This window comes from Sagittula sp. MA-2, assembly GCF_030126985.1.
Classification (GTDB): domain Bacteria; phylum Pseudomonadota; class Alphaproteobacteria; order Rhodobacterales; family Rhodobacteraceae; genus Sagittula.
Window position 1 is genome coordinate 1,043,149 of record NZ_CP126145.1, and the last position, 13,053, is coordinate 1,056,201.

13 protein-coding genes are annotated in these 13,053 nt (G+C 68.3%); 8 read left to right on the forward strand and 5 right to left on the reverse strand.

The features are described from left to right. Positions 1-13 precede the first annotated feature (13 nt). Entirely contained in the window at positions 14-1,360 is a 1,347-nt protein-coding gene (locus tag QNI11_RS05250) for a substrate-binding protein (protein WP_100927518.1), read from the reverse strand. A 218-nt stretch (positions 1,361-1,578) separates the two neighbouring features. Between QNI11_RS05250 and QNI11_RS05255 the strand changes: the two genes are divergently transcribed. The 5 genes from QNI11_RS05255 to QNI11_RS05275 all read left to right on the forward strand — a co-directional run bounded on the left by QNI11_RS05255 (position 1,579) and on the right by QNI11_RS05275 (position 7,735). Continuing rightward, positions 1,579-2,877 carry a helix-turn-helix domain-containing protein gene (locus tag QNI11_RS05255; protein WP_283982586.1) on the forward strand — a complete coding sequence of 433 codons (1,299 nt, stop codon included), beginning with the start codon at positions 1,579-1,581 and terminating at the stop codon, positions 2,875-2,877. Positions 2,878-3,025: 148 nt separating this feature from the next. Continuing rightward, positions 3,026-3,394, forward strand: coding sequence for a response regulator transcription factor (locus tag QNI11_RS05260; RefSeq protein WP_100927516.1), 369 nt, complete (start codon positions 3,026-3,028; stop codon positions 3,392-3,394). Further along, entirely contained in the window at positions 3,391-3,768 is a 378-nt protein-coding gene (locus QNI11_RS05265) for a hypothetical protein (RefSeq protein ID WP_254698321.1), read from the forward strand. The genes QNI11_RS05260 and QNI11_RS05265 overlap by 4 nt, the downstream gene beginning before the upstream one ends. Continuing rightward, positions 3,765-6,446, forward strand: a complete 2,682-nt coding sequence (locus QNI11_RS05270; RefSeq protein WP_100927515.1) for a sensor histidine kinase — start codon at positions 3,765-3,767, stop codon at positions 6,444-6,446. The genes QNI11_RS05265 and QNI11_RS05270 overlap by 4 nt, the downstream gene beginning before the upstream one ends. A 119-nt stretch (positions 6,447-6,565) precedes the next feature. Next, on the forward strand, positions 6,566-7,735 hold the full coding sequence (locus QNI11_RS05275; protein ID WP_100927514.1) for a FliM/FliN family flagellar motor switch protein: 1,170 nt from the start codon (positions 6,566-6,568) through the stop codon (positions 7,733-7,735). 64 nt (positions 7,736-7,799) lie between these two features. On the opposite strand, the gene QNI11_RS05280 is transcribed toward QNI11_RS05275, so the two are convergent. The 4 genes from QNI11_RS05280 to QNI11_RS05295 form a co-directional block, all read right to left on the reverse strand. Further along, the gene (locus QNI11_RS05280) at positions 7,800-8,225 is read right to left on the reverse strand and encodes a TIGR01244 family sulfur transferase (protein WP_100927513.1); all 426 of its coding nucleotides are present in this window, start codon (positions 8,223-8,225) and stop codon (positions 7,800-7,802) included. 9 nt (positions 8,226-8,234) lie between these two features. Next, complete coding sequence (locus QNI11_RS05285; RefSeq protein ID WP_100927512.1) at positions 8,235-8,672, reverse strand: DUF6691 family protein; 438 nt, start codon at positions 8,670-8,672, stop codon at positions 8,235-8,237. 1 nt (position 8,673) lies between these two features. After that, positions 8,674-9,099 carry a YeeE/YedE family protein gene (locus QNI11_RS05290; protein ID WP_100927511.1) on the reverse strand — a complete coding sequence of 142 codons (426 nt, stop codon included), beginning with the start codon at positions 9,097-9,099 and terminating at the stop codon, positions 8,674-8,676. A gap of 122 nt (positions 9,100-9,221) precedes the next feature. Beyond that, positions 9,222-10,085, reverse strand: a complete 864-nt coding sequence (locus QNI11_RS05295) for an MBL fold metallo-hydrolase (protein WP_100927510.1) — start codon at positions 10,083-10,085, stop codon at positions 9,222-9,224. Between the two features lie 151 nt (positions 10,086-10,236). Between QNI11_RS05295 and QNI11_RS05300 the strand changes: the two genes are divergently transcribed. From QNI11_RS05300 to QNI11_RS05310, 3 genes are all read left to right on the forward strand, one after another. Beyond that, complete coding sequence (locus QNI11_RS05300) at positions 10,237-10,554, forward strand: TraR/DksA C4-type zinc finger protein (RefSeq protein WP_283982588.1); 318 nt, start codon at positions 10,237-10,239, stop codon at positions 10,552-10,554. Positions 10,555-10,601: 47 nt separating this feature from the next. Beyond that, positions 10,602-10,814 carry a hypothetical protein gene (locus QNI11_RS05305; RefSeq protein WP_100927508.1) on the forward strand — a complete coding sequence of 71 codons (213 nt, stop codon included), beginning with the start codon at positions 10,602-10,604 and terminating at the stop codon, positions 10,812-10,814. 246 nt (positions 10,815-11,060) lie between these two features. Next, positions 11,061-13,037, forward strand: a complete 1,977-nt coding sequence (locus QNI11_RS05310; RefSeq protein ID WP_283982589.1) for an enoyl-CoA hydratase-related protein — start codon at positions 11,061-11,063, stop codon at positions 13,035-13,037. The last annotated feature ends 16 nt before the right edge of the window (positions 13,038-13,053 follow it).

Genomic DNA, 13,053 nt, shown 5'->3' on the forward strand with positions numbered 1-13,053 from the left:
CCTTTCGCACTCGTTACGCGCCCGGGTTGCACGAACCCAGCTGGCCGCCGGCGAACATCGGGTGGTCCGGCGGGTAGGTGACCTGTGCGGCCGGGGTGACTTCGACCACTTCCAGGAGGTCGAACTCGGAGGTCGGGTTCTCCTTGCCCTTCACGACCAGCACGTCCTTGAAGCACTGGTGGTCGTCGGCACGGTAGAGGGTCGGGCCGTTGCCCATGCCGTCGAACTCGAAGCCTTCCAGCGCGGCTGCGACGTCACAGGGGTTGAACGAACCGGCGCGCTGAACGGCATCCGCATAAAGCAGCGTCTGCACGTAGCAGGTGTGCGCGGCCTGGGACGGCGGGAAGCCGTACTTGGTGCCGAAGGACTTCACGAAGGCTTTCGACCCCTCGTCCTGCAGCGACCAGTGCCAGTTGGTGGAGCCGACGATGCCCTTGATGTTCTCGCCCGCGCCGCGTGCCATGAGGCGCGAGAACAGCGGCACGACGATCTCGAAGTTCTTGCCGTTCACTTCCTTGTTGCGCAGGCCGAACTGCACGGCGTTGGTCAGCGAGTTGACCATGTTCCCGCCGTAGTGGTTCAGCACCAGCACGTCGGCGCCCGAGTTCAGGACCGGCGCGATGTAGGAGGAGAAGTCCGTCGCCGCCAGCGGCGTCAGCACGTTCTCGACGGTTTCCCAGCCCATCGCCTCGGTCGCCGCGGCGATCGATTCCTGCTGCGTCCAGCCCCAGGTGTAGTCGGCGGTCAGGTGGTAGGCCTTGCGGTCCTCGCCGTAGAGGTTCTTCAGCACCGGCGCCAGCGCGGCGGCCGACATGTAGGCGTTGAAGAAGTGACGGAAACCGTTGGCTTTCTTGTCCTTGCCGGTGGTGTCGTTGGAGTGGGTCAGGCCCGCCATGAAGATGACGCCCGCCTCCTGGCAGAGACCCTGCACCGCGACCGCCACGCCCGACGACGAACCGCCGGTGATCATGATGGCGCCGTCCTTTTCGATCATCGACTTGGCCGATGCGCGGGCGGCGTCCGATTTCGTCTGGGTGTCGCCGGTCACGTATTCGACCTTCTTGCCCAGGATGCCGGTGCCTTCCAGCGCCTTGGACGAGAAGGTGTTGATCATGCCGCCGTCGCCGCCACCGTTCAGGTGCTCGACGGCCAGTTCGTAGGCGCGCAGTTCGTCCGCGCCCTCGTCGGCATAGGGGCCGGTCTGCGGAACGTTGAAACCAAGGGTGACGGTGTCGCCGGTCGGCTCGTTGGTGAACGCGGAGGCCGAGGACGCGGTGAAGATCGTCGGAAGCGCAAGACCGGCGCCGCCGATGGCACCGGACCGGAGCACGCCACGGCGAGTCAGATCGGTTTTGGACATTAAATCCTCCCATTTTTTTGAAATGCGTCGCCTGCGCTCCTCAACGCGGCGGCGCGCACCATTGTGCAAAGGTACTATGGGGTGACAGCGGAAAATCGCGCAACAACTCCCTTTTCCTTAAGGCTTTTTTTGTCAATTGTTGAAAAGTAGACCGTGATATACTGTAAACTCGTTTATGTCGCGGCGCAGAAAGTGCTTGATTACGCAAGGGAACGGCCATGCCAAGGGACACACTGACAGGGTCGCGGATTCGCGAAAAGCGGATCGCGCAGGGCATGAGACAATCAGAGCTTGCAAAGATTGCCGGGATTTCTGCCTCCTACCTCAACCTGATCGAGCACAATCGCCGAAGAATCGGCGGGAAGTTGCTGCTCGAAATCGCCGACGCGCTGTCGGTTGAACCGACGCATCTGACCGAAGGGGCAGGGGCTGCGCTGATCGCCGGCCTGCGGGAGGCCGCCTCCGACCTGCCCGACGCCGGTGCGGAGCTTGACCGGACCGACGAATTCGCCGGGCGCTTTCCCGGCTGGGCCGACCTGCTCGTCGCCACGCGTGCCCGGGTGCAGCAACTCGAACGCTCCGTCGAGGTGCTGACCGACCGCATGACCCACGACCCGCAGCTTGCCGCTTCCCTGCACGAGATGCTCTCGACCGTGACCGCGATCCGCTCCGCCGCCTCGATCCTCGCCGAACCCGGCGACATCGACCAGGAATGGCAGGCCCGCTTTCACCGCAACATCTACGAGGACTCGGGCCGCCTTGCCGAAACCTCGCGCGGGCTCGTCACCTATCTGGAGGCCGACAACGCGCAGGCGACCGAGACCGGCACCCCGCAGGAGGAGCTGGACACCGCGCTGGAGGCCGCGGGCCACCACGTTCCCGAACTCGAAAGCGACGCCGACACCGCCGCCGCCCTCGCGCGGCTGGGCAAGCGCATGTCCGGGACGGCGCGGGCGCTGCTGCGCCCCTGGCTCGAACGCTACGCAGAGGACGCCCGCGCCCTGCCCATCGACGTGCTGCGCCCCGCGATCGACCGCCACGGCCCCGACCCGGTGGCCCTCGCGCGCGATCTTCATGCCGAACCCGCCCGCATCATGCGCCGCCTCGCCGCCATGCCGGAGGAGGTCCTGCCCGATCCCGTGGGGCTGGCGATCTGCGACGGCTCGGGCGTGCTGTCGTACCGCAAGCCGCTGCCCGACTTCCCGATGCCGCGCTTCGGGGCAGCCTGTCCGCTCTGGCCGCTCTACAAGGCGCTGAACCGGCCGCATGTCGTGCTGACCGCGCCGCTCGTGCAGATGGGCCGCGCCAATGCGGTGATCTGGGCCGACGCGCAGGCCACGCTGACCGGCGGCCTCGCCGTCAATGCCGATCCGCTTTACGAGTCGCACATGATGGTGCGCCTCGCCCCGCCGGACCGCGACCACGCCGCCCCGGAAGAGGTCGGCGCTTCCTGCCGCATCTGCTCGCGCAGCGCCTGCCCGGGCCGGAGGGAGCCGTCGATCCTCTCCTCCCGTTGAAACGAACGCATGGCTGACCTGCTCTCTGCGCAATTTTCTTTCTTGCGGGGCAAAGGCGTTTTGACACCCGGTTTGTAAAAGTCATACAATCGTCTCACTTGCGGGGGGAGGACCCAGTCCCTGGGGCCGGCAAGGTAAGGGGTGAGGCATGAACGGACAGGTTCTTCTGATCGAAGACGAGCCGAACATCATCGAGGCGATCAAGTTCATTCTGGCGCGTGAGGGGTGGCAGGTGTTTTCCCACTCGAATGGCGAGACGGCGGTGCAGACCGTGCGCGACCGTGCGCCCGACGTGGTGATACTCGATGCGATGTTGCCCGGCCGGTCGGGGTACGAGATCCTGCGCGAACTGCGCGAGGACGCGGCCTTCGCGTCGCTGCCGATCCTGATGCTCACCGCCCGGGGCCAGACCAAGGACCGCGAGATGGCCGAACGCGCGGGCGCCAGCCGGTTCATGACCAAGCCGTTCTCGAACGCCGAGGTGCTCGACGCGGTGCGGTCGCTCTCGGGGACATGACCACCGGACGCGGGCCGGAGGAGGGACCGCCCGAGGGGCGGCAGCGCTCCGCGTCCGAGACATGGCCTCCGACGTCGCTCGACAGTCCCGAATACCGTTACACCGCGCCGATGCCCCGGCGGATGCCGCAGTTCGTCGAGCGCCAGACCTTCCGCCGCCGCCGCATGGTCGATGCCGCCTGCGGGCTGCCCTTCCTCGGCCTCGTGCTGTGGTGGCTGCCGCTCCTGTGGCGCGGCACGGATGAGCCGGTCCCCACCTCGCAGGCGCTGATCTACATCTTCTCGGTCTGGGTGGCGCTGCCCGCGGCCACCGGCCTTTTGATCCTCGCCATCAGGCGCAACAGCGCCCCGGACCGCCCGGAGGCGCGCCGGTGAATACGCTCAACGCGCTCGCGGCCATCTCGCTGGCCTACGTGGCGCTGCTGTTCAGCGTGGCCTTCTTTGCCGAACGGTCGGCGGCGCGGGGGCGGGGGGCGTGGCTGCGCTCTCCGGTCGTCTACACGCTGTCGCTCTCGATCTACTGCACCGGCTGGACCTTTTACGGCGCGGTCGGATCGGCGGCGCGCACCGGGCTCGAATACCTGACGATCTACCTCGGCCCCAGCCTCGTGATGATCGGCTGGTGGTGGATCCTGCGCAAGCTGGTGCGCATCGCCCGCTCGCAGCGCATCACCTCCATCGCCGACCTGATCTCTTCGCGCTATGGCAAGTCCAACCTACTGGGTGTGGGCGTCACCATCCTCGCCGTCGTCGGCACGACCCCCTACATCGCGCTGCAGCTCCAGTCCGTCACCCTCTCGGTAGAGGTCTTCACCCGCCTCGACGCCGGCAGCGACGGTCGGGCGGACACCACCGCCTTCTGGGTGGCCGTGGGGCTCGCGGTCTTCACCGTCATCTTCGGCACCCGAAATCTCGACTCGAACGAGCGCCACCACGGCGTCGTCATGGCCATCGCGGTCGAGGCCGTGGTCAAGCTGACCGCGCTCCTCGCCGTCGGCAGCTTCGTGGTCTGGGGCATGGCGGGCGGCGTGTCCGAGACGCTCGCCCGCATCGACGCCTCCGACCTCGGACAGTGGGAGGTCGACGGCGGGCGCTGGGCCGGGCTGATGCTGCTGTCGGCGGCGGCCTTCCTCTGCCTGCCGCGCATGTTCCAGGTGCTGGTGGTCGAAAACGACAACGACGCACAGCTGCGCACCGCCGCCTGGGCCTTCCCTCTCTACATGATGCTCATGAGCTTCTTCGTCATGCCCATCGCGGTGATCGGCATGACGCACCTGCCCGCGGGCGCCAACCCCGACCTCTTCGTGCTGACCCTGCCGCTGAGCCAGGGACAGAACGGCCTGGCGCTTCTGACCTTCCTCGGCGGTTTCTCCTCGGCGACCTCCATGGTGATCGTCGCCGCCATCGCCCTGTCGACCATGGTGTCGAACCACATCGTCATGCCGATCTGGCTGGAGCTCCGGCGCGGCACCGCCTCCGTCTCGGGCGACGTGCGCAACGTTGTCCTGCTGTCCCGGCGCCTGTCCATCGGCGGCGTGCTGCTGCTGGGCTACCTCTACTACGCGCTGTCGGGCGGCGGCGCGGCGCTGGCGACCATCGGCCTCGTCAGCTTCACCGGCGTCGCGCAGGTGCTGCCCGCCATGCTGGGCGGCATCTTCTGGCGGGGCGCGACCCGCAGCGGCGCGCTGGCCGGGCTGACCTTCGGCTTCGCCACATGGCTCTACACCCTCTACCTGCCGTCGCTGGGCGCCGGGACGCTGGTCCCCGAAGCATGGTTCGCCCAGGGACCGCTGGGCATCGGTTGGCTGCGGCCCGAGGCGCTTTTCGGCATTACCGGCATGGACCCGCTGCTGCACGCGGTCTTCTGGTCGCTGACGCTCAACACCGTGGCCTTCTTCGTGGTCTCGGTCTTCTCCTTTCCCTCGCCGCTCGAACGGCTGCAGGGCGCGCAGTTCGTCAACATCCAGCAGGCGCAGGGCGGCGCCCGAAGCTGGCTGCACGGCACCGCGCAGACCGAGGACCTGATGATCATGGCGCAGCGCATCCTCGGCGCGCAGGATGCCCGCGACCTTTTCCGGCGCGAGGCCGAACGGCAGGGGTCCGAAGGCCAGCTCCCGGCGCCCACGCCGGAGTTCCTGCAACGGCTCGAACGCACGCTGTCCGGGTCCGTGGGGGCGGCGACGGCGCACGCCATGGTGGGTCAGATCGTCGGCGGCATGGCCGTCTCGGTCGAGGACCTGATGGCCGTGGCGGACGAGACGGCGCAGATGATGGAGTATTCCGCCCGGCTCGAAACCCAGTCACGCGAACTGTCGCGCACCGCAGCCGAGCTGCGCGCCGCCAACGACAAGCTGACCCGTCTTTCGGTGCAGAAGGACGCCTTCCTCAGCCAGATCAGCCACGAGCTGCGCACGCCCATGACCTCGATCCGCGCGTTCTCCGAGATCCTGCGCGATGCCGAGGGCCTGAGCCGCGCCGACCAGAACCGCTACGCCTCGATCATCTACGAGGAGGCGATCCGCCTGACGCGCCTGCTGGACGACCTGCTCGACCTCTCGGTGCTGGAGAACGGGCAGGTCAGCCTGAACGTGACCGGCGGGCGGCTGTCGGACGTCATCGACCGCGCCGTGGCCGCAGCCCTTGCCGACGATGGCGCAAGGCTGAAGGTCATCCGGCACGCGCCGGACGAACAGGTCTGGCTGAACACCGACCTCGAACGGCTGAGCCAGGTGTTCATCAACCTTGTCGCAAATGCCCGAAAGTACTGCGACGCCGAGGCGCCGGAACTCCGCATCCGGGTGCACGGATCCGGCGACCGGCTGCACGTCGATTTCATCGACAACGGCTCCGGCGTGGCGCCCGAGGCGCGCGACGTGATCTTCGAAAAATTCGCCCGGGTCAGCGACCAGAAGGCCGGCGGCGCCGGGCTGGGCCTTGCGATCTGCCGCCAGATCGTCGCGCGGCTCGGGGGCGAGATCACCTACCTGCAGGACCACAGCGGCGCGGCCTTCCGCGTCGATCTGCCGATGTCCCGCCAGATGGCCGCGCAATAGCCGCAGCACCCGCGGCGATTTCTTTCTGCACCTGCCAAAAAACACTTCGTTAAAGCGGTTGGTAACCAAATCCGCAGATAAGGAAGGGCGGAGGCAGTTGATGACGGACGCAACCTTATATGGCTGACGGGGCACGAGACGACGTATTGGGCCAGAAGGCGCAAGCGGCACAGCGTGCGTTCGAGGCACGCGGCATGTCGCCTGCAAAGGCGCTCAGGCGCGCCCTGTCGCGCACCGCCGACGTCATGTGGGATCTCGCGCTCGTCACGCAATCTGTCACCGTCGAATCGCTGGACCAGGACGGCGTGATCGCAGGGCTGTCCCCCAAGGACCTGCTTGTGCTGCTCGACGGCCCCGACGGGGCGATCGGCCTTGCCTCCGTCGACCGGCAGGTGCTGACCGGCGTGGTGGAGGTGCAGACCATCCTTCAGGTCACGCAGATGCCGGTGGACGAGGACCGCATCCTGACCCAGACCGACGCCGCCATGATCGCCCCGCTGATCGACGGCACGCTGCACAGCATGGCGGGCGCGCTGACCGACAGCCCCATCGGCGAGATGCTTCAGGGCTTCCGCTTCGGCGTCATGCTGGAGGACGCCCGCTCCGCCGGTCTGCTGCTCGATGCGGCGGGCTACCGTGCGTTCCGTGCGCAGGTCGACCTTGCGCTCGGACGCCGCAAGGGGAGCCTCAGCCTCATCCTGCCCGAGCGCAAGCCGAACCCCCGGAGCTCCGCGCAGGACGGGGCCGATGCGCCGGGCCCCCATGCCGCGATCCTCGACCGCGTCCCGGCCCGGCTGGACGCGGTCCTCTCGCGGATCACGCTGCCCCTGTCACGCGCGCAGGCGCTGAAACCCGGTGACGTGCTGAAGCTGTCGAAGGACGCGCTCGACCGGGTGGAGATCCTTGCCGGGCGCGGTCACATGGTGGCCAAGGGGCGCATGGGCCAGCTGAACGGCGCCCGCGCGGTGCGGCTGACATGGCCTGTGCTGGGACCCGCTGCACTTGCCGCACCGGCAGGCGCCGCCGCCGACACGGGCGCGGATTTCGGCGGCGATTTCGGGGGCGGCCAGCTCTCGCTCCCCGGGGCAGGGGACGGCGCGTCGGACCTTCCAGACTTTCCCGCCATGGGCGACGGCATGTCGGAAGATCTGCCCGACCTCCCGCCGATGGATTTCGGCGACGGCAACGACTTCGACTTCGAAAGCGTCATGTCCGAAGGCGGAGAAGGGGAGGAGGAGGATTTCGGCGGTTTCGCCACCGCCCCGATGGAGATCGACTTCAACGAGTGATCCCGGGGCCGTCAGGCGACCAAATGAAACCGCCGCCCGGACATGCCCGGACGGCAGGTCGTGTCTACTTTTCGGCCAGCGCGTTCAGCGTCGGACGCAGGCCGGAGATGTCGTAGCCCGCCCGCGCCGCTGTCTCCAGCACGGCATCGGTGCCCATGCTCTCGACGTTGGCGAGCGCCCAGATCACCGTGCAGCGGGTGCCGGAGGCGCAGTAGGCCAGGACCGGACCGTTGGCGCTGGCCACAAGATCGGCCTGCGCCAGGATGTTCTCGGCGTTCATGGTCTGGTGGGTCAGGGGCAGGGCCTCGAACCGGAGGCCCGCCGCTTCCATCGCCTCACGCATGGCGTCGGTCTGAAACTCCGGCGGCACCTCTGCGTCGGGCCGGTTGTCCAGCACCATGACGTAGCCGGCGTCGCGGATGGCCGCCGCATCCTCGGGGGAGATCTGCGGCGACACGTGGTAGTTGTCGGTGAGAATGCGCGGTGTCATGACGCAGCATTATTCCGCCGGAACGGGCTTGTCCAGCCGCGCCCGCAGCACCGGCGCAAGGACCATGCCGGTCAGCATCGCCGCGACAAAGACATACAGACCCGCCCCGCCATAGCTCAGCGACGCGATGGACGGCCCCGGGCAAAGCCCGGCCAAGCCCCAGCCGACCCCGAACAGCAGGGAGCCGAGGATCAGCTTGCTGTCGATCTCCTTCGACGGCGGCGGCGGAAGCGGCGCGCCGGTCAGGGCGGTGGTGCGGCGGTTGCGCACGATCCAGGCCAGCGCCATGGGGATCATCGCGCCGCCCATGACGAAGGCGAGCGTGGGGTCCCATGCGCCGAAGACGTCCAGCCAACCCTGCACCTTCGCGGTGTCGGTCATGCCGGAGATGAACAGGCCCGCGCCGAACAGGCTGCCTGCGATGAGGGCGATCAGGTGTCGGAGCATGTCAGATCACTCCAAGAAAGTGGCGGAAGACGATCACGCCGACACCGCCGGCGAGGATGTAGCAGGCCGTGGCGACGAAGCCGCGGATGGACAGGCGGGACATGCCGCAGACCCCGTGACCGGAGGTACAGCCGTTGGCGATCCGCGTGCCGACACCGACCAGCAGGCCGGCAATCGCCAGCACGAGGAAGTTGTCGGTGATATGCGTGTCCACCTCGCGGTAGAACGGCATCAGCAGCATCGGGGTCACGGCGACCCCGGCCAGGAACAGGATGCGTTCCCAGGCGGTCGAGCGGCCCGAGCCATCGACGAGTCCGCCGATGATCCCGCTGGCTCCCATGATCTTGCCGTTTCCAAGGAGGTAGACGGCGCCTCCGGTGCCGATCAGCAATCCGCCGATCAGGCCCCAAATCCAGTCGATGGGCATGTGTGCGTTTCCTTGACGTGCGTAAGGGGGCCGCCCCGGTTCGCATCGGGGCGTGAACTTCGAAAAACTGTCGTCCCCGCCCGGCGCATGCGCACGGACGGGGAAGGCGGTGGCTCAGCCGGTCAGAGCTTGTTGACCGGCACCTTGAGAAAGACGTCGCCCTTCTCGTCGGCCGGGGGCATCTGGCCCGCGCGCATGTTCACCTGCAGCGACGGGATGATCAGCTTCGGCATGGCCAGCGTGGCGTCGCGGCTGTCGCGCATGGACACGAAGTCCTCCTTCGACTTGCCGCCGCCGACGTGGACGTTCAGCGCCTTCTGCTCGCCCACCGTGGTCTCCCACGCGTAGTCGTCGCGGCCGGGCGCCTTGTAGTCGTGGCCCACGAAGATGCGGGTCTCGTCCGGCAGGGCGAGGATCTTCTGGACCGAGTCGTAGAGCGTCTCGGACGAACCGCCCGGGAAGTCGCAGCGCGCGGTGCCGAAGTCCGGCATGAACAGCGTGTCGCCGACAAACGCCGCGTCGCCGATGACATAGGTCAGGCAGGCGGGCGTGTGGCCCGGCGTGTGCAGCACGTCGCCGCGCAACTGGCCGATGTGGAAGCTGTCGCCCTCCACGAAGAGCTTGTCGAACTGCGAGCCGTCGCGCTGGAACTCCGTGCCTTCGTTGAACACCTTGCCGAAGGTGTCCTGGACCACGGTGATCCGGTCGCCGATGCCGATCTTGCCGCCCAGCTGCTGCTGGATGTAGGGCGCGGCAGAGAGGTGGTCGGCGTGCACGTGGCTTTCCAGCAGCCACTGGCAGTCATAGCCTTTCTCTTTCACGAAGGCGATGATCGCGTCGGCGGACCGGGTGTCGGTGCGGCCGGAGGAATAGTCGAAGTCCAGCACGCTGTCGATCACGGCGCAGGCTTTGCCGTTCGGATCGCGAACGACATAGGAAATCGTATTGGTGGCCTCGTCGAAAAAGGCGGTCACTTCGGGTTTCATGGGTACATCTCCTGAGGACTTCCCTGGCGTCTGGAAGAACATATACGTAAAAACGAATGTGTTTCAAGTCCCATCTGCCTGTTGATTTGTATCAAGGCGGGCACGGTCCGCGCGGGGCAGTCTTCCATCGCGGGCGAGGAGGCCCTTGACCATGTCTCATCACGATAAAAGAACACGTCTTGTCAACCGTTTGCGCGAACTGGGCGTGCGCCTCGAAGGGATCGAGGACGCGCTCGAGACGGAGCACTCCAGGGACTGGGACGACCAGGCGATCGAGCGTGAGGGCGAAGAGGTGCTTGAGCGACTCGGCGCCAGCGGTCAATCTGAGATTGCACGAATCCAGGCCGCGCTCGGGCGGATGTCCCGCGGCGAATACGGCCTGTGCGTGAAATGCGGCGAAGAGATCGAACCGGCCCGCCTCGATGCGGTCCCGGAGACACCCCTCTGCGCTGCGTGCGCCGCGGGGTGAGGCGGCGTTTCCCGGTGATCCGGGTGGGAGAGGAGAGGAGGACGACCATGACCGAGGCACTCAAGGCCAGGATCGAAGCTCTGCGCGACGAGATCGACAACACCGAGGGCACCGCCCGTGCGGAGGCGCTCGACCATCTGGAGCAGGCGGTCCGCCAGCTCGAGGGCAGGGGCGCCCGCGCACCGGTCTGGGCGCGCGACCGCGTCGAGGCGCATCGCGACGAAGACCTCGAAGACCAGTTCGACAACATGCCGATCTGACCCGGGCCGCCGGACGCGGGATCCGCGCGTCCGGCCCGGCACCGCGTTCGTATCGCCTCCGGACCGCCCGAGGGCCGTGTCCGAAAGGACTCGCTTGCCGTGTTTCCGCGCGCCCGGGAGGCATGTCCGGGACACAAGGACGTTGCCTTGATTCGCCTGATCGCGTCTAATCCCCGCAAAAGAGCGCGAAATGCGCGATAAACGGGCAGATCCGGGCGTTTGGGTCCCGGGCGGGAAAACGGGCAGATGGCAGACGGTATCCATTATTCGGTCGAGGACGGCATTGCCTTGCTCAGTGTCGACAACCCGCCGGTCAACGCGCTGTCGCGCGCGGCGCGGGTCGGGCTGGCGGCGGGACTGGACCGGGCAGAGGCGGACCCGGCGATCCGCGGCATCGTGCTGGCGGGCACCGGCAACACCTTCCCCGCGGGCGCCGATCTGGCGGAATACGAAACCGGCATGGCAAAGCCCTTCCTGCGCGATCTCTGCAACCGGGTGGAGGCCTGCGGCAAGCCCGTCGTGGCGGCGCTGCACGGCACGGTCTACGGCGGCGGCTTCGAACTGGCGCTGGCGGCGCATTACCGGGTGGCCCGCGCCGGAACCCGCGTCAGCCTGCCCGAGGTGCGCATGGGCCTCACGCCCTCTGCCGGGGCGACGCAGCGCCTGCCGCGCCTCGCCGGGGCGGAACTGGCGCTGGAACTGGCGCTGGCCGGGGGCACCATGCCGCTGGACCGCGGGCCGGGGCGGCAGCTTGTCGACGACCTCGTGGACGACAACCTCCTGGGCACTGCGGCCAACCTTGCCCGTGCGCTGGCCGATGACGGAACACCGCCGCGCCGCACCCGAGACCTGCGCGACGGCATGGCGGACCACGCAGCCTTCACCGCGGCGATCAGGGCCCGGCGCGACACGCTCTCTGCCGCGCCCGACAGTGCCGCGGCCCGGGTCATCGACCTGATCGAGGCCTCGGCGCTTCTGCCCTTCGACGCAGGCGTGGCGATGGAGGAGGACGCCTTCGCGGCCTGTCTCGCCTCCGACGCCGCCCGCGCGCTGCGCCACGCCTTCACCGCCGAACACCTCGCGCGCCGCTTCAACCTGCCGAAGGGCACGCCCGCGGGCGAGGTCAACCGCATCGCCGTGCTGGGGCCGGGGCCGCTGGCCATGCAGATCGCGGTCTCGGCGCTGAACGCCGGGATCGGCGTGAACTGGGGCGCGCGCGAGCCGGAGAAGCTGACGGAGGGCGTGGCGCAACTGCGTGACGTCTTCTCGGCCGGGGTGAAGGGCGGCGGGCTCAGCCCCGCGCAGTCCGCCGCGCGCCTCGACCTGCTGCACTGGGGCGAAAGCGCCGAGATGATCCCCGGCACGGATATCGTCCTGCATGCGGCGCGCGGGCAGGGCGACGTGGCCGCGCCCGAAGGCACGGTGCGCGCCGTGGCGATGTCGGGCCGGGTGGACCGGCTGGGGCTGCGCTTTGCCCCGCCGGTCTTTGCAACACGGCTGGTTGAGGTGGTGCAGGGACCGGAAGGCACGCCTGCCGAAGTGGCGCTGGGCCTCGCTCTGGCCGAACGGATGAACAAGGTGGCGGTGCACGTGCGCTCTCAGGGCGCCAGCATCGCGGGACGGCTCGCGGCGGCGATGCACCGCGCGGCGGATGCGCTGGTGGACCTTGGCGCGGACCCATACGACCTCGACGCGGCGGTCGAGGCCTGGGGCTGGGGCCGCCCGCCGTTCCGCACCCGCGACATGAGCGGGCTCGAGGACCTGGCCCGCGCCCCCCGAGCCGAAGGGGCGGAGAACTGGTCCGCCCTGATGATCGAGGTCGGGCGGCGCGGCTGGATCTCCGGCAAGGGTTTCTACGACTGGGCTGATGGCGGCGCGGAACGCGCGACCTCTGTCCGGCGGCTGCTGAACGGTCAGCGCACGGCGCGGGACTGGGCGGCGGACGATATGGTGGAGCTGCTGGTCGGCGCCATGGCGAATGAAGGCGCGCGGATGCTGGCGGAGGGCATGGTGCGCCGCCCCTCCGACATCGACGCGGTCGCGATCCTCGCGCTGGACTTCCCGCGCCTGCGCGGCGGGCCGATGATAGCCGTCGGTCTCTGGGGGATGCTGCGCATCATGAAGCGGCTGGAGCGGCTGGACCATCCCGACCGCGACTTCTGGACGCCGGAACCGGCCTGGGGCGAACACGTGAAATACGGCCGGACGTTTCTCAGCCGCTAGGCTGGCGCTTGTCCCG